Origin of the sequence: Metabacillus herbersteinensis (assembly GCF_042433335.1) — a bacterium.
Taxonomy (GTDB): Bacteria; Bacillota; Bacilli; order Bacillales; family Bacillaceae; genus Metabacillus; species Metabacillus herbersteinensis.
The window spans coordinates 302,340-317,779 of record NZ_JBHLVO010000003.1 but is presented as its reverse complement, the minus strand read 5'-3'; the positions used below and the strand labels follow the sequence as shown (position 1 = coordinate 317,779).

Below are 15,440 nucleotides of genomic sequence, written 5' to 3'. Positions count from 1 at the left end.
ATGTTATGTCGGAATCTTCTCCGATTGTCTAATAACTATTTCATATTACACCTTTTGTTAAGGTTTTAATTACTTCAAGGTCATCTTCAAGGACCCATTGTCCGTCTTGTAGAAATCCCCAACCCGAAGTCCCTTTTGTATAGTACCGATTATTAATATTCTCTTTTCTTATTACTTTAGACGGTTGCGCAACTACTACCGAATTATCGGGAATATCTTGAAAGACAACGCAGTTTGCTCCAACCCTTACATTGTTTCCGACCGTCACATCACCAATTATTTTTGCCCCAGCTCCAATATAACAATTATTTCCTATACTAGGAGCACCCAAACCTTTGGAATCTACCAAAGTATTAGACCCAATAGTTACTTGATGAAAAATAACGCAATTTTTTCCGATTGAGGACGCCCCGGATATAAAAATGCCGTTTAATCCATGAGGTAAGATAAGTGAACCGTCTAGTTTTGCTGTATATCCAATAAAGCAACCTCTATTTTCTAAAAGAATATTATATAACTTTATTAGAAAACGGCTATTACTTTTTAAACACCTCTTTTTGAGCGTCCAAACACCACCAAACAATTTTAATAAAATGAGATCAAGCATACAATCATCCTTTCTGGATAATTATAGCTTTTATTCATAAAATTTTCTAATGTTTTATTTTGAATTATAGAGTGCCTTCTGATACCCAAACTCCTGGACTTCCAGAAGTCACACAAACCCATCCTTTAGGTTGACCTTGATATGGTTCCGAATTGATTATTCTATCACCATTTTGATAAGTTCCTGCTATTGGGACAGAATTCCTATAAAAGGTACGTTTAGTACTATTGATGCCTAACGCAGCAATATCCGCCGTCAGAAAGAAAAAAGCCGTTTCATTGACTACGTTGTGCCCACCTTGATCTTTTACTTTTGTGGTATTAGCTGTACCATAAAGGATATTTCGGTTCGTCGAGGTGTTCCCTGTAAAATCAGCAGAGACGTTTGATAAGTTTACCTCTTTTGAGTCACTCCTAATTAATTGCAAGGATGATGCTGTAACGGTCATATTTTTGGCTCTTATTTCATTTATATTTAGTATTTGATTTGGCAGCCCGTTCAAAAATACCGCGTAAGTTACATTACCACTTAGCCCATCCACTACTAATCTATTCACTTCTACTTTAGTATTACCTTTCGGAAAAATCAAATAAGAGTTAGGTGCCGCCATTATTGTATTAATGAATTTAACAGACCCTATTGATACATCTAATCCATCAGAGAATATTAACGAATCCCTTACATCATCAACGACGGTACAGTTAATAAATTCAAGGTCGTCGATATCCATCATAGGAGCAGTTTTACTACCATCTGAATATGCGGTTATTGGATAATACAAACATGACCCTTTGCAATTAATAAATTTTATCCCTCTAATAGTTGCAAGAGATCGAACCATCATAATTGCCCCGCCTGTTGCATTAATATTCCAAAACCTTATATTTCTAATATCGTGATTTCCAATACGATCCCCACTAGCTCCTTGCGCACTATCTGCTAACGTGCCAAACACATCCATGACATTACCTGCTATCGGCAAATCATCGGTAGCAATAAAATCAATATCATGTATTTTCCATCCATTTGTGTACTGTCCTAGTCGTAAAGCAGTAGTTGCAAAGCCTCCAGAAGGAATATAAATTTTAGCGTGAGATACCTCTACTCCTCTCACTTTTTCGTGATTAGTCACATTGACGGCAGATCCACTTTCTAATGTATCCCCAGAATTAATTCCGTAGTCTTTTACGCCTTTAATGGTTATGTTAGTGATTTTTATATCACTAAAAATTTCTCCGTTATAACCGTGTTTGATGATATAAGCACGATTACCAATGCCATCCCCATCTATGAGTCCAGAGATTTTTCCTGCTCTGCACATATAAGCAAATACGCCATATTGTGAGTGTCGTTCCACCATTCCATCAAACTCTATATTATTACATTGTTCGAAGTTTACTCCGTTACCATTTGAACCGTATACTATACCGTTAAATTTAGCGTTTTTAACATAACGAAACTTTACTGCTTTTTCTACACCTGTTCCACCACTATTTGTTCCAAAATCAAAATTTACTCCGTTAAATTCTGCATAGTCATTTAAAGCGTGATAATGGGTTGTAGCCATATAGTCTGTTTCAGATGTATAACTCCCTGCATCCCCTAGAATCCAAAACACTTCAAAGTTAGAACCATCTGGTAGTAATACTTTTGCATTATCACCCGATACTTTTACTGATTTACTCGTTAAAATAAAACCTGCTGTTGTAGGGAATTTAGCATCATTTACGGGTTTGTTTACTTTATAGGTATTTCTGCCTAAATTGATATGGACACGCTCAAACCCGTTACAATACTGAACCATATTGTAAAAGGCTTGAGTATCATCTGTGACACCATCGCCAACCGCATCAAATGCTTTAGGAGTTGTCGCTATCTCAGCCAATTCCGACGTAAGCTTTTGATGATCGGAACGTAATCGAGCGTCTGGACTAGGATGTGCAAATCCTGTGTCGTCTACCTTCATTTGCTCAACAGCTGGATCAATCGTGCTTGCGCCAGTTACCTGATCTAGTTGAGTTTGGGTAAAATCTGCTTTGTTATTTGCTTCGCTCGCTGTCTCAGTTGCGTTATTCGCAGTATTTATTGCAGTAAGAGAATCAACCTCAGCCTTATTGGCCTGATCAATCGCACTATTTAACTTATCAGTGCCATCTTTTAAAACATCCGTATAACTAATACGTTCCGTTGGCATTTCCTCACCACCTACATGTATTTATCTCTGAATCTGATTTCAAATGTTAGATTCAAACCGGTGCCTGAAATTGTGATATTGTTGTCGCCATTTATTAATTCGATCCAATCACCACTTAGATAGTTTTTGTTGTAATCGGAAAGACCGTTGGATCCATTTTTCAAAACAGCCCAGTTAGCTCCATCTACAACCCAGTTCACGTTGCTAAATGTACCAAGTGAAAAGGATTTCCCATTTGCTGATACAATTACATTTGTTCCAGATCCGTTAATATTAAAAATAGGTTTCAATGTATCACCGTTGACCGTTTCTGTTATCGTTTTAGGTGCTGTGATTGTATGTGTGTCACCACCAACAGTACCGAACAAATAATCAGATTCAAAAGTGATCACTTCACTACCCCAAGTAATTTCGTCATTAGCAGCAATCGAATAAGCAAACGGATCAAATGCAGTTACAGGCAAAACAAAACGCCCTCTATTAACCAACCTATCTAAAGGCATTGATCCACTATAACGGGCGTTGTAGTATTTATTAGGTTCATAATCAAACGAGAGTTTAAAGTATTTGGGATTTCCATAACCGTCCAAGATAGCTTTCTTGAACTTTCTGACAACCATCGATATATCAAGGTTAGATTGAATGTTTATGATCTTCATAGGCAAACCAAATGGTTTTGGTCCCATATCCGCACCGTAATCATAAGCGCCATGCATACCTGGAATATCGGTCGTATAATCTCTCGTACCAGGAAGGGCAGGATGATCATGAATTAATTCACATTTGAGGTTATATTCTAATATCGGAATGTCATCTAATTTTATGCTCATCCTACACCCTCCTGTTGCTTCCTATTTGTCTTTGTCCTAGGAGTTGACTCATAGTCTCAACGGTTTCTTCTGCGATGATACGTCCGTTTAAAATTGATTGAACAATGATAGATTGCGAGTTTCCGTTGTTCGGCATTTCATTAGCAATTAAGTTGGCAATTTTTTTCGCATGTGGTCCTGCAAACGGAATAATACCTTCCTCAACATCACCAAAGCCTGCATTTCCTGCGACAACAGGTCTAGTAAACACACCACCTGTTTTGTGCCAAGTGATATTAGGTACCGGGATAGAAGCACCCATAAACTCTTTGTGACTCATACCAACGCTAATTTTAGGCAATCTCGGTAAAGTAATTTCTGGTATTTTAAGTTTCATGTTGTCAAAGAATCCCTTTATTTCATCAATAAAACCGCTAATGTCATCCTTTGCCTCTTTAATAGGATTGATTATATTGTCTTTTGCAGCATTGAACTTCTCAGAAGCCGATTTCTTGAAATCTTCAAACTTTTGTATTCCGTTATTAACCATGTCGGTAATCTTAGAAACAGTTTTATCTCTTAATTCTTGAAACTTATCAACTTGCTCGTTAACAAAATCACCAATTTTCTCTTTTGCATCTTCTTTAAATTCAGTAATCTTTGCACTCATTTTAAAAAACCAAACACCAATGTCAAAAAGTGTCTTATCTCTTAATTCTTCCAGCTTTACCTTAAAAAACTCAAAAGCAATTATCCCAAGTGTGATTAACGCTGGTATTCCTCCAAAAAGTCTAGATAACCAAACTAATCCATTTATTATTGGAATCAATATTGGTGAAAGTGCAGCAAATGCACCGGCTAGAATTACAATTTCCCCTGAGAACTCTTTTAGATTCTCGTTATTTTCCAAAGCTTCAGCAAAATCCCCGCTTAATGCAGTAGCAATTTTAAGAATGTCCTCGCCTATCGGCGCAACAGCCTCAGCTAGTTCTATAAAAATATCAACTAAGTTCCCCAGTAGCTCCAAAAGTAATGGCCCATTCTCTCGGATATAATCAGTAAACTTTTGGAATTCATCTGAATCACCTAGTGTAGATGTCCAATTAGCGAACTTTTCAGTTAACCCAACAAGACCATCTTGCATGTCATTAGAAAGAGGGCTAAAGGCTTCCATCAGGTTCATGATTCCTAATGTGATGTTTCCGAATATGGTACCGAAATTTTCAATACTCGACTGTGCATCACTTGCGAGGTATTCGAAGAAGTCTTTTACACCGTCAGTTCCTAATGAACGGTTTAGAGCATCCATGACATTATTCAAGCCTTCAGCTGCTTCATGAATTACTGGTTCGGATAGTTCTAATAGGTTCTTGAGAGTCTCAAGTCCAGTCGTAAACATTTCAAGAACAGGCTCTTGAAACTTCTTTGCGTATTCATCCCAAAATGAACCGAACTCTCGATATGCTGTTAGAGCTTCCTTCTGAGAATCGGTTAATCCTTCAGTTGCTGCCTTTAGTTCTTTTAAAGCCTCTGCTCGTTCCTCTGCAGAATCTGCTTCAGCAAGCTTTTTTTCAGCTTCGATAAGATCTGTGTTTGCTTCAAAAATGTCTTTTAGAGTAGGGATTGCTACTGCTCCGAATCCAATTGCTCCTACTCCTGCTGCACCAAAGGCAGAAGAAAGAGCCAAAACCCCACCTGTCAATGCAGCAACAGCAGGAACAGCAGCAGGTGCAATTGCTATAGCAGCACCTAACTCCTGCATATTATCTAAACGTCCATTTATTCGCTTAATTGCATCATCTAGCTTATTCATATCCTTGGAAGCAATACGATCTAACTCTTTCCTGAATGACTTCAGCTTATTTTTGATAGCTTTAAGACCTTTTTCCATACCATCATCTTTAATCTTGGCGTCTATGACTACACTGCCATCAGCCATTATCAATCACCACCTTTGCGTTTGCCTTGAAGGTGTGAGCAAGCGCATCAAACGCATCATCAATACTTTGTAGCTCATCTTCTAATGCATAGGTTTGTTTCATTTTAATAATGTGATTTCTATATTCATCTGATGTATCTTTAGCCGATGGTAATTTCATAACCCTGTAACCGATAGCTTTTTTAAAGGCTGTTTTATCACTTAAATTTGTAAGAAGCTCTCTGAATTTACTCCAATGAAGCTTACCGTGTTGTTCGTATAAGTCCATATCGTATTCAGACAAAAAAGACGCATAGATTAACCCTGCATCTTTTTGGAAATCCATTATTTTTTGTTGTTCACCATCTGACTTTTCTGCAACACCAATAAAATCGTTTAAGATAAACTCGTATAATGCACATAATTCTTGAATTTCTTTATTTCCTAAATCATTGTAGTTACTGACCATCATTTCAAAGAAGATGAAAAACTTTTCTTCTTCAGAGAAATTATCATCATCAAACAGCTCAAAAACCTTTAGTACATTATCAAAAGCCATATTGAGATGAAAAGCCGTTCCATCATACTCAAAACAATCTTCAAATGCTGATGTTAAGCGAGAGGTCATTTTTTCTTCACGTAGTAGTTGCGTTTTTCCTCGCGATCTTTTTGTAATCGTTCAGAAACAACCTCTGAAATGTAAAAGACTAGATCCATCACATTCATGATTGAATGCCCAGCAGATTCATAGAGTTTTCCAAAGTTACCTTCACCTAAAAATTCCTCAATAACCTTTTTAACAATTCCTTTTATATCATCAAAATGCTTTAACTTTTGATCATCAGATAATTTAGATTCATCTACATTTTGAAGTTCAGAAATTTCTTTTTGAAATTCATTTAACTTTTTGACATATTGGTTTGTTTTTTCGTCATTAAAGTCAATACGAAAAACTTCCCCTCCTATCTCAATCTCTTCATATGACTTTTTAAATTCAAATTTACGCATCATTTAGCCTCCTAAAAGAGTCGTAACTTATAGCGACTCTTTTACAATTTTATCGATTAAGGTGTTACTACAGGTGGTGTGTACGTAGGTTTTCCGTTGAAGTGAATTTCAAACGAGATTTCACCTTTAGCACCTGCTGCACCAGATGGTCCTGAAATATTCGCTATTGTACAAGGGCCTGCAAACTTTCCACCACCGGGTTCAGTCCATTCGAAATTCGTTCTACGTGAAGCACCTAGTTCAAGCATTTTACTGAATATAAAATCTTGCGCTACATCTCCATACTTACGGTGACCTGTAAATGCAAGAACAATCTGAGCACCGATAACGTCAGTCTCACCATATCCATCCCCATCGAGATACTTATCTTGAGAAAGTTCCTCGTTCGGACTAGGTTCAACGTTTGTAATGCCTGCAGCTATAGCAGCAAGTGTGCCCGGTGTCGTTCCAGGTACTGTATTAATCTTAAAATCATGCGCGTTCATTAGCTCAAATCCTGGCATTCTATAAACCTCCTAATTCTAATTCAGCCACAAACATAGCTGTGTATGTGTGCTCGTTCTTTTCGTTTGTCTCAACCCAATTTGGTGTGGTTGTACATTCACATTTGGTAAAAGAAAAACTGCCATCAGCGCTTGTAATGGCTCCTGAAGGCAGTCCGTCTAGTTTCTTGAATATGTCGTTAATTGTATTTCTCGCCTTAATAATACTTGGGTATTTAACAAGGATCTGAAATTGAAAGTTGATTGTCTTATCAGTGTTCATGTAACGATTTGAAACGGAAGAAGGTGTCTCACGGATAGCTACTGAACTTGGATCACTTTTCAAAGTAGGTGAAGTGATCGTTGCGTTAAGGGTTACACTACTCGTGAGATAGCTTGATATTTGTGTAATAATATCCATTCATTCACCTACTTTTCTTTGAAAATCTTACTGTATGGTACTCCTGCAGTTTCAGCCCACTCTTTACCATGAAGCGCTTTTGCAGCCTCAAACCATAAACCTTGGGCATTCGGGTTCTTATCCTTTGAGAAATTGTACTGTGGATTGTAATAGAGCCTACGCGCATAGGGTGTATTCCACTCAATATGACCTTGACCAATAAGGCTATGAAAAATACCACTTTTCGCTAGATAGTTTTCACGAAAAGGAATGTAGTTATTTGAGTCTTTCAATACCTGAAAGTCCAACATTGCTTGTGCAGCCTCTTTTGCATCCTTCGCCTTTTTCAATACAGATTGCATTTTTAATTCAACTTTTACATTTATGCGAACTAAACCAATCCTTTGATAGGCCATGTAATCACCTACTTCAATCCGATCTCATGATGATGGAGTTTAAAAGCTTCAACAGGATTAACTTTCTCAACAAACATTGCCTTACCGTTAAACGTAACCTTGGATTTCTCAGTAAACACAAAAGCACCACTGGAAGATGAATTCACAACGTCATAGAAAAGCATTGCATCGTACAATAGAGATTCCGAGTTTGTATTTTTACGAATGTTAGACAGTAATTGAACACGGACATTTGAAAGTGTAACAGCTGCTTTAAATCCACTTTCGGTATTGATACCATCGCCTTCTTGCCACTCTTCATATGTGACTGTGTGAGGTAAAACTGATAAAGGGATAGGCTTAACATTCACGGACGCTCACGCCCTTGTACAACAATCCTGTTGGTCTTAAATAATTAATAACAATGGGAGATATAACTTGCTGTCCTTCTCCTGAATCTTGGTAGTTGAAATTACCAATGCTAACAGAAGAAGGAGAACCACCATGTATGGTGAGCTCTCCCCCTAGACTATCCATGTATTCAATTTGTGCAGCAGTTGCTTTCTTCACGTTATCCTGAATCAATTGAGCTAACTGTGTAAATTCAACACCATGCAGGACATATGAGGTAATCATATCTACAAGATCAGAAGCACGGACAACTAACCGATCAAATTGTTCTTGGGTAAGTGATGTACCCTTGAAAGTGTTTGTGTAATATGTGTAATCGATGTATGGCATGATTACTCACCTTTTTCTGTTACTTCTTTTAACTTCTCAATCAATACATCTTTGTTGTCATCTGACTTAAATTCAACATTTAACTCATTAAGTTTGGCTTTGATTTCATCTTTTGTTAGCTTAGAAATATCTGTTTCAATAGATGGATCTGTAGGTGGATTTTCTGGCAATTGTTCTTCCTCGATAACCTCATACCCTTTATTCTTAAACCATTCAACTAACCATGGATCTTCTGTTTTTGCTTCCCCATTCACAAATTGAAGGGAAGCGCTAACCCCAGTATATCTAGAGTTAGGGCTTTTAATTTTTGCCATCTATAGGACTCCCTTCATTATTGAACTTTAATATTACGCAATACGCCTGCTTTACGAGTTGCTTTAAGAGCAACAGCTGCAACCATTTCAACCTCACCTGTTTTAACAGCACCTGGTGCATTGAAATCAGGAAGGAACGTACGAATTACGCTATTTCCAGTAGGAGAAACTCCATGGAATCCATCCATTCCAAGTCCAACAGCAAATAAGTCTGTAAGCCCTGTTTGTGCTGTACCAACAGTACGCGATTCAATAGGAACAACAGGAACAGTTGTAGTTCCTCCACTAACAAAGTAACCAAGATCAACTAAAGGAATTCCATCGTAACCACTGACAGTACGTCCAAATCCATCTTCTGAAGATGTTAAATATCCGGCACGACGAGCAACAGATTTAATCTTTGTGATTAATTTGCTATTACCCATTAGCATTGCAGGACGACCGTCTAGTTCAGCTAGGAACGCGTCTAATTCATCAAGAAACTTGAATTTATTGCTGTCTAATCCTGCTTCATTCGATAAATCAATAACAGCAGCTGCATTAAGTTCTGTAGTAGAACCAGTAAGAGCTTTGTCTAATCCATCAAATGCATTCGTATCGACAGCAGAATCACCGTTAATTACAGTGTGATGGAAAAGGTTAGATGCACCAATAATTTTCTGTTGTAATTGGAAGTTCATTTCGTTAATTTGACCAGAGGTATCTTGGATAACTCGGTCGATCTTGAATGTTCCTCCAAAGATTTTAAGATCAACCGTTTTATTTTCGCGATCTGCTTCATTTGCTGTATATTCACTATTAATAGCACGGAATCCAGCAGTAGAAGGTGTTTTTAAACGTGTGTAACCGTAAGTTAAAGTTGATCCACCTGTACCTGGTGAAACAGCATTATCAAACGTTAACGCATCTAAAAGTAAAGAACTACGACGAAACTCATCAATAACCATCTGATCTACGTGGTCAGCCATTCCGACCTTTGCTTGTGCTAATGTAATCGGCATATAAAATCATCTCCTAATTATTGTTGTTTTGAAAATCTTTGTGCTAATGCATCTGCAAGGCTAGTTGGTGCATCACCTGTTTGCTTCTGGTGTTGGCCAGTAGTGAATTTAACATTATTTTGTTGCTGTTGTTGCTGGTCGGCATCAAACAAATAAGCATCACTTTCACGGATGTTCTTCAATTGCTCGTCTAAACCTAGTAGCTTGTCCCCATCAAGTTTGATAGCTTCTTTGTTTAATAGAGCTTCAACTGCTTTTGGGTTCTTTGCCTTCGCACCAGTTAAGGCTTCTTTAAGAGCAAAGTTAAAAGATTGTTGATCAAGCTTAGTTTGATAATCCTTCGCTGTATTTTTGTTCTGTTCAGTAAGATCATTGATTTGCTTAGTAAGCTCTTCATTACCAGTAGCTTTTGTCTTTAAATCAGTTAATTGAGTATCACGATCCTTCAGCTGCGTCTTTAATTCTTTGTTGTCGTTGTTCACAGTATCGAATTTTTCTTTTGGAAACCAATTACCGTCTGAAACAATAGCAATCTTCTTTTCTCCTGCTTTTTCAATGACTTGTTTATACAACTCTTCACCTAATAATTCTTTTAACGGCATCTATAATCGCTCCTTAATTAGTTGTTTTTAGTCATAACCCACTGACCATAGGAATACGCCTCTTTAGGGTCTAGCCTTTAAAAAGACCAAAATAAAAAGCCTTAACCGAAATAACTTTCCGACTTAGGCTTCTTCAGTTCATTGATTTCCTGTGCTAACTGGTTAACATGATAAATCATTTCATGCAGTAATTTATCCTGCTGATCGACTTTGTTCTTCAACTTTTCGATTTCCTTTTTACTATTGAACAAAAGAGCACCTCCTAATACAATTGTTCTCGTGGTCTATTACGTGTTCTTTCAGTAGCTTCAATGAACTCCCTCATCTCAGCTTGACGATCCCTAACTCTTTGCTTGGCTATTTTAAGACCAACGTCATCGCCCATAGCTTGCATCATGTGAAGCTCACGTTTAGCAGCACGAATATTTCTTTCTAGCAATCTCTGTTGTTGGCTTTCCTCGTATTCTTTACGGTTCTTTTCTTCGTCATATGGCTTGTACGTCTTTCTGGAAACACCTTCAATATAAGGGTACTTAACATGCCTGCAATTGATTCCAAACAATCCACTGGCTTGTCTATACGTTGTTGAACTAAGCGGAGGATATTTAGGATGGGTACCGCTTTTCGAATAGATACGCCCTTGATATGGTGCACAACCAGGTCTAGCACCCATATGTGAAGAAACCTCGGTTAGATCAACTCCGTAATCATCCATCCTTGCATCTTGCATTTCATTAGCAACATTATTTACAGTAGATCGCATGACCGCATTCAAATAAGCTTCAGTGGACCATCGTTTCCCTGCTTTATCGATAAGAGCAGGAACACCTTTATGAGCCCACTTCTCAACAGACTCTCTAAGTGCCTGCTGTGGTGTTTGGGTGCCAGCTAATACTTTACCTACCGTTTGATTAACAATGTCTAAATACACTTGCTGTGATTGCTGTAGCATGGTCGTATTTATCAGGTTGAATGAATCAATAGCTTGTTCTTGGAAGGCAGAAATAACTTCTTGCAATGCCTGGCTAGATTCAATGCTAGGTGGAGCAATGAGCAAACCTAAAGCAACAGCTGCTTGTAAGTCTTCCTCACCTTCTTCCACAGTGCTATATCCTGCTTGTTCAAGAGCCTTTGTGACTTCATCAACAGCCATACCAGAGTGTTTTGCAATAGCGATAATGTTCTGCTGGGTAAGTTGACCAAGCATTGAAAGTTGTTCAGTCTGCCACGAAACAATATCATCCTCTGTTAGCAATGATTTATGTTTACTTAACTGCTTCGCTATATTGATAAGCAGCTGCTCTTCGATTGATAGAAAAACCTCAACAGTTGGCATTGCTAATTGTTGTTGTTTAAGAGGATCCATCACTCATCATCTGCCTGTTTTTTCTCAGGTGGCTTTTTATTCATCCCGAACAAGTCAATGCTTTCAGTCAACGCAGTGGCTTGTTCTCCTTGAATAATCTTCAATAGTTCCTCTGCTTCTGGTTCAGTTAGTCCATGAATCTTCATGATCGCTCTAACCTTACTATTCAATCCACTCGAAACAAGTTGAATCTGCTTGGCTATCTCTGCACTCTGATCTTCTGCAATCGAATCATCAAAAGCAACAGATACTTCATATTCAGCAGGACGAGGGAATACGCTGAATGCATCTGCAATTTCAATAATCGCATCAACTAATTCTTGAATGGCTGCTTCAACATTTGTTTCATGATCCTGTTTCGTCCGGAATGTTTCACTGTTCTCTGAAACGACTTCAGTAGCAGTTTTCACACCAATACCATCGAAAGTGAAGGTCCCGGCATTGAATCCAATTTGCATAGCATAGATGTTTAGCAGTGCGTTGATAGCTGAAACATGTTCGGTAACACGTAATTCAACAGATATGTCTTTTATATCTGCATTATCCATACCGAGATTCATAGCCTCGTATACTTCATCATCAGCATCAAAGTAACGGGTTAATTGTCCAGTAGCAGGATCAACGACTGTTTTAACAGCTGAATCAGGAACAATAATTCGTTTCTTACCGAGTGCAAACTCACGTTGGAAGCTGTCAAAGGCAATATCTAGAGATTTAAGTGTATCTAAAGCATTTGCAAAGATGGAAATACCCATAGGTGAATTTGTGTCAAAGTTGTTTGCTATGTTGGGCTTGAAGTACACAAATATTGTCTTCTGGATAGCGTTGAATGTAATTTCTTCTTCCAATCCATCGAAATGTGTTTCTAGTGGCACCTTAATACCTATCTCGTTATCGTTTTGGCTTTCATACAGCTCATTTCTGACAATGTAATTGCTATCTTCCCATATATGCCATTCGAGATGTGTATAACGCTTATCGCCTTTTCTGAACGTGCTGACGAATACTCCTTCTGTGATTCTAAAATTATCCCACGCTAAAGGAATGAAACAATCTGCAGTGGTGTAGGATACTTTGATCTTTTCATCTTCGTAATATGCTTTCATGACCATACCACCAAGAGCAAAACCATATTCAAGGTATCTCCTAAACTCTCGATTAAACTTATTTTCTTTAAGAACCTCTTTAATGGTTTTTTCCAGTGTTTCATCTGAAATATTAATCTCACATTTCTCATTGAAAATTAGAGTAGCCATCTTCTGAGAAGCAACCTTTGCCATTCTCATGGAAGCTCTTTTGCGTTGTTTCTTGCCGTTAACTGTCATATATGATGTGTCATGCCAGTCCTTATAGTACCCTGCATAGATTGACTTCCACATTTCAATAAGCTCATACATCTCGTCATTAACGGGAATATCACGCTTATCTGAGAGCTTCTGAATCCCCTTAACTAATCCCATTTTGTACATCACCTGCCTTATCTTGGCGATTAGGTTTTTGAACATGTTGTCACCGCCTTAATATTTCAATCCTAATTTCCTTAAATTATCTTGGACGTAATACTGGAAAGCATCACATGTGTGGTCATCGATCTTAATAATCTTAGGATCATCAGTTTGCAATGTATCAACATCCCACTGATATTTCCTGTGTTCAGTAATGAATATCTGGTTTGCAGGAGTATCCAACACGAAAAAACGCCCCTGAGCTAATAAGTCTTGGACGTTGTCAATCATATCTATTTTCTTTTTCTTGGCTACTGGATGAAGGCGAATACCAAAATCTTTAAAGAACTGGTTTCTTATAGCTCCTTCTGCAGAGTCGATCGTTTGTTGATCAAAGAACCGGTTGTACTTTGCAGTTTGTTTGTCCATCCATTCTTTTAACTCAACAGACAATTCACTTGGTGCCTTCTTTACGACTTTGTTTTCAGGACTGTAATAATACGTATCTAATAAAATAACATTCTGTTTCTTAGTGAATGCAAGGGCTAGATAAGTTGTCGCCGATACCTGGTGCCCTGTATCAATCGCAATATCGATCAGGATAATGTCGTCATCTTTAGGTAACTCGTTGATTAGTTTAAAGTGAGCCATGTTATAAACCATATCACCTAGACCGATAACCTCACCGTTATACATCCACCGCCAATAGTCCTCGTCGTTCTCTTTGTACTTCACGATCTTCCGTATCATCTGCTCGGATAGGAAGCCCTTCTTGTCATCCAAGTACGTTGAATGATGGATAAAGTAGTCATCATCCCCTGCTTTTCCATCAAGCCACTCATTGATCCAACTATATGGATTTCGTGGAGGATTGTAAGAGAAATAGACTTTAACTTCTTTTCCCTCGATCTCTTGACGGATGAATGTATCCTCAACGATATCAATATCCTCTACACCAGCAAATTCAGCAGCTTCTTCATACCACAGAGCCATTACATATCCTTTTGCAATCTTAGCTGATTTGAGCTTCATAGGATCATCACATCCATAGAAGTAAAAAGCTGTATTAGTAGCTTTATGACGTATTAGCAAAGGCGATTTACCAAAGTAGAACTCATCTTCAACTTTAAGTAAATATATGGCCCATTTGATTTGTTCATAGATGGAAGTTGAGAGATACTTACCGACTTTCCTTAGACAAACAACATTGCCTTGCTCATCCTCTAAAAAGTCTGTAACAAGCTTTAAAGAGATAACGGACGACTTCATGGAAGAACGTCCACCTTTTGCCACAACATGAGAAGGTTCGGCCAGCCATAAAGAGTAAAAGTTAGTATTCATCAGGTCCATGACATCAACTGTTTTTGTTGTCATTTTCCATCGCCTTCCTCATTGCTTCTTTGTTATTAACGATAATGACACGACTACCAGTGTATACTTCATCTTTAATCTCAGCTTTCGTCTTATCGATATTCAAGCGCATCTGTTCAAGTTTAAGACGTCTTTCGTCCTCGTCATGTGCTAATCCATCAAACTGTTTTATCAAGCTCTGTAATGTAGAAATGGCTCGAGATTGGGCATTCATGAAAGTAGCGTGACGATCCCAAGCGAATTGGAATTCATACTCACGTTCAACAAAAGTAGGAATCGATTCGATGTTCCCATCCCTATCTTTACTGTTCTCCATTTCCGTTTTCTCTTTTTTTAGCTCTTTAATCATTTCATTCTTGTCAGTAACAAACATGATTTGCTGAGCACGGATAATAGCAGCATATTGAATCTGAATCTGATCGTAAATCAAATCAGCTGCCGATCTCTCTTGCATTGACTCCATTATTTCTAAAGTTTCAGCAGGAAGGAATTTAGAGAAGAATCCGTGAGTGCTTGCGTTTTGGTTGCCAGGAGGGGCAGAGCCGCCTTTGTTACCTATAGCGTTCTTATTGCCTGGTTGTCCACCCTTTTTTGTGTGCATACTTTTTTCATAGGGTGCACCCTTATTTCTTATCCAGCCATGACGTTGTTTCCAAGACTTTACCGTGTTAATTGAGACACCATGCTTTTCAGCAATTTCTTTATATTTCATTCCTTTAAGATAATCTTTCTCCGCTTTCTTGTGATCTGCAGTCACTACACCACCACCAACCCCCATCGAAATCGT

Annotated in this window: 19 protein-coding genes; all 19 read right to left on the bottom strand. The window is 38.1% G+C overall.

Going from position 1 to position 15,440, the window contains the following annotated elements:
* Positions 1–40: 40 nt before the first annotated feature.
* The 19 genes from ACFFIX_RS06695 to terS all read right to left on the bottom strand — a co-directional run bounded on the left by ACFFIX_RS06695 (position 41) and on the right by terS (position 15,410).
* A complete protein-coding gene (locus tag ACFFIX_RS06695; protein WP_378931852.1) occupies positions 41–607 on the bottom strand; it encodes a serine acetyltransferase in 567 nt (188 codons plus the stop codon).
* 64 nt (positions 608–671) lie between these two features.
* Positions 672–2,801 (bottom strand): hypothetical protein, encoded by a 2,130-nt coding sequence (locus ACFFIX_RS06690; protein ID WP_378931850.1) that lies wholly within the window; start codon positions 2,799–2,801, stop codon positions 672–674.
* An 11-nt stretch (positions 2,802–2,812) separates the two neighbouring features.
* On the bottom strand, positions 2,813–3,631 hold the full coding sequence (locus tag ACFFIX_RS06685; RefSeq protein WP_378931847.1) for a phage tail domain-containing protein: 819 nt from the start codon (positions 3,629–3,631) through the stop codon (positions 2,813–2,815).
* A 1-nt stretch (position 3,632) separates the two neighbouring features.
* Positions 3,633–5,549, bottom strand: coding sequence for a hypothetical protein (locus tag ACFFIX_RS06680; protein ID WP_378931845.1), 1,917 nt, complete (start codon positions 5,547–5,549; stop codon positions 3,633–3,635).
* Positions 5,542–6,156 (bottom strand): Gp15 family bacteriophage protein, encoded by a 615-nt coding sequence (locus ACFFIX_RS06675; protein WP_378931842.1) that lies wholly within the window; start codon positions 6,154–6,156, stop codon positions 5,542–5,544. The genes ACFFIX_RS06680 and ACFFIX_RS06675 overlap by 8 nt, the downstream gene beginning before the upstream one ends.
* Positions 6,153–6,536 carry a hypothetical protein gene (locus tag ACFFIX_RS06670; protein WP_378931840.1) on the bottom strand — a complete coding sequence of 128 codons (384 nt, stop codon included), beginning with the start codon at positions 6,534–6,536 and terminating at the stop codon, positions 6,153–6,155. The genes ACFFIX_RS06675 and ACFFIX_RS06670 overlap by 4 nt, the downstream gene beginning before the upstream one ends.
* A 56-nt stretch (positions 6,537–6,592) precedes the next feature.
* Positions 6,593–7,039, bottom strand: coding sequence for a phage tail tube protein (locus ACFFIX_RS06665; protein ID WP_378931838.1), 447 nt, complete (start codon positions 7,037–7,039; stop codon positions 6,593–6,595).
* A 1-nt stretch (position 7,040) separates the two neighbouring features.
* Positions 7,041–7,439 carry a minor capsid protein gene (locus ACFFIX_RS06660; RefSeq protein ID WP_378931835.1) on the bottom strand — a complete coding sequence of 133 codons (399 nt, stop codon included), beginning with the start codon at positions 7,437–7,439 and terminating at the stop codon, positions 7,041–7,043.
* 8 nt (positions 7,440–7,447) lie between these two features.
* Positions 7,448–7,834 carry a minor capsid protein gene (locus ACFFIX_RS06655; protein ID WP_378931833.1) on the bottom strand — a complete coding sequence of 129 codons (387 nt, stop codon included), beginning with the start codon at positions 7,832–7,834 and terminating at the stop codon, positions 7,448–7,450.
* A gap of 8 nt (positions 7,835–7,842) precedes the next feature.
* The gene (locus ACFFIX_RS06650; RefSeq protein WP_378931831.1) at positions 7,843–8,184 is read right to left on the bottom strand and encodes a putative minor capsid protein; all 342 of its coding nucleotides are present in this window, start codon (positions 8,182–8,184) and stop codon (positions 7,843–7,845) included.
* A complete protein-coding gene (locus tag ACFFIX_RS06645) occupies positions 8,174–8,554 on the bottom strand; it encodes a head-tail connector protein (protein ID WP_378931829.1) in 381 nt (126 codons plus the stop codon). Before ACFFIX_RS06645 ends, ACFFIX_RS06650 begins: the two co-directional genes overlap by 11 nt.
* A gap of 2 nt (positions 8,555–8,556) precedes the next feature.
* The gene (locus tag ACFFIX_RS06640) at positions 8,557–8,868 is read right to left on the bottom strand and encodes a hypothetical protein (protein ID WP_378931827.1); all 312 of its coding nucleotides are present in this window, start codon (positions 8,866–8,868) and stop codon (positions 8,557–8,559) included.
* A gap of 17 nt (positions 8,869–8,885) precedes the next feature.
* A complete protein-coding gene (locus tag ACFFIX_RS06635) occupies positions 8,886–9,869 on the bottom strand; it encodes a major capsid protein (protein ID WP_378931825.1) in 984 nt (327 codons plus the stop codon).
* 17 nt (positions 9,870–9,886) lie between these two features.
* The gene (locus ACFFIX_RS06630) at positions 9,887–10,471 is read right to left on the bottom strand and encodes a phage scaffolding protein (RefSeq protein ID WP_378931823.1); all 585 of its coding nucleotides are present in this window, start codon (positions 10,469–10,471) and stop codon (positions 9,887–9,889) included.
* Between the two features lie 101 nt (positions 10,472–10,572).
* On the bottom strand, positions 10,573–10,722 hold the full coding sequence (locus ACFFIX_RS06625; RefSeq protein ID WP_378931821.1) for a hypothetical protein: 150 nt from the start codon (positions 10,720–10,722) through the stop codon (positions 10,573–10,575).
* A gap of 11 nt (positions 10,723–10,733) precedes the next feature.
* Positions 10,734–11,837, bottom strand: a complete 1,104-nt coding sequence (locus ACFFIX_RS06620; protein WP_378931819.1) for a phage minor capsid protein — start codon at positions 11,835–11,837, stop codon at positions 10,734–10,736.
* Positions 11,837–13,342 (bottom strand): phage portal protein, encoded by a 1,506-nt coding sequence (locus tag ACFFIX_RS06615; RefSeq protein WP_378931817.1) that lies wholly within the window; start codon positions 13,340–13,342, stop codon positions 11,837–11,839. The genes ACFFIX_RS06620 and ACFFIX_RS06615 overlap by 1 nt, the downstream gene beginning before the upstream one ends.
* Positions 13,343–13,354: 12 nt before the next feature.
* Positions 13,355–14,656 carry a PBSX family phage terminase large subunit gene (locus tag ACFFIX_RS06610; protein WP_378931814.1) on the bottom strand — a complete coding sequence of 434 codons (1,302 nt, stop codon included), beginning with the start codon at positions 14,654–14,656 and terminating at the stop codon, positions 13,355–13,357.
* Positions 14,637–15,410, bottom strand: a complete 774-nt coding sequence (gene terS, locus ACFFIX_RS06605; RefSeq protein ID WP_378931940.1) for a phage terminase small subunit — start codon at positions 15,408–15,410, stop codon at positions 14,637–14,639. Before terS ends, ACFFIX_RS06610 begins: the two co-directional genes overlap by 20 nt.
* Between the last annotated feature and the right edge of the window lie 30 nt (positions 15,411–15,440).

Coding starts and splice junctions, on each gene's coding strand:
- ACFFIX_RS06675 (WP_378931842.1), bottom strand. CDS start 6,156: ATGACCTCTCGCTTAACATCAGCATTTGAAGATTGTTTTGAGTATGAT.
- ACFFIX_RS06660 (WP_378931835.1), bottom strand. CDS start 7,439: ATGGATATTATTACACAAATATCAAGCTATCTCACGAGTAGTGTAACC.
- ACFFIX_RS06670 (WP_378931840.1), bottom strand. CDS start 6,536: ATGCGTAAATTTGAATTTAAAAAGTCATATGAAGAGATTGAGATAGGA.
- ACFFIX_RS06665 (WP_378931838.1), bottom strand. CDS start 7,039: ATGCCAGGATTTGAGCTAATGAACGCGCATGATTTTAAGATTAATACA.
- ACFFIX_RS06645 (WP_378931829.1), bottom strand. CDS start 8,554: ATGCCATACATCGATTACACATATTACACAAACACTTTCAAGGGTACA.
- ACFFIX_RS06680 (WP_378931845.1), bottom strand. CDS start 5,549: ATGGCTGATGGCAGTGTAGTCATAGACGCCAAGATTAAAGATGATGGT.
- ACFFIX_RS06685 (WP_378931847.1), bottom strand. CDS start 3,631: ATGAGCATAAAATTAGATGACATTCCGATATTAGAATATAACCTCAAA.
- ACFFIX_RS06635 (WP_378931825.1), bottom strand. CDS start 9,869: ATGCCGATTACATTAGCACAAGCAAAGGTCGGAATGGCTGACCACGTA.
- ACFFIX_RS06630 (WP_378931823.1), bottom strand. CDS start 10,471: ATGCCGTTAAAAGAATTATTAGGTGAAGAGTTGTATAAACAAGTCATT.
- ACFFIX_RS06610 (WP_378931814.1), bottom strand. CDS start 14,656: ATGACAACAAAAACAGTTGATGTCATGGACCTGATGAATACTAACTTT.
- ACFFIX_RS06620 (WP_378931819.1), bottom strand. CDS start 11,837: ATGGATCCTCTTAAACAACAACAATTAGCAATGCCAACTGTTGAGGTT.
- ACFFIX_RS06695 (WP_378931852.1), bottom strand. CDS start 607: ATGCTTGATCTCATTTTATTAAAATTGTTTGGTGGTGTTTGGACGCTC.
- ACFFIX_RS06655 (WP_378931833.1), bottom strand. CDS start 7,834: ATGGCCTATCAAAGGATTGGTTTAGTTCGCATAAATGTAAAAGTTGAA.
- ACFFIX_RS06690 (WP_378931850.1), bottom strand. CDS start 2,801: ATGCCAACGGAACGTATTAGTTATACGGATGTTTTAAAAGATGGCACT.
- ACFFIX_RS06640 (WP_378931827.1), bottom strand. CDS start 8,868: ATGGCAAAAATTAAAAGCCCTAACTCTAGATATACTGGGGTTAGCGCT.
- ACFFIX_RS06615 (WP_378931817.1), bottom strand. CDS start 13,342: ATGTTCAAAAACCTAATCGCCAAGATAAGGCAGGTGATGTACAAAATG.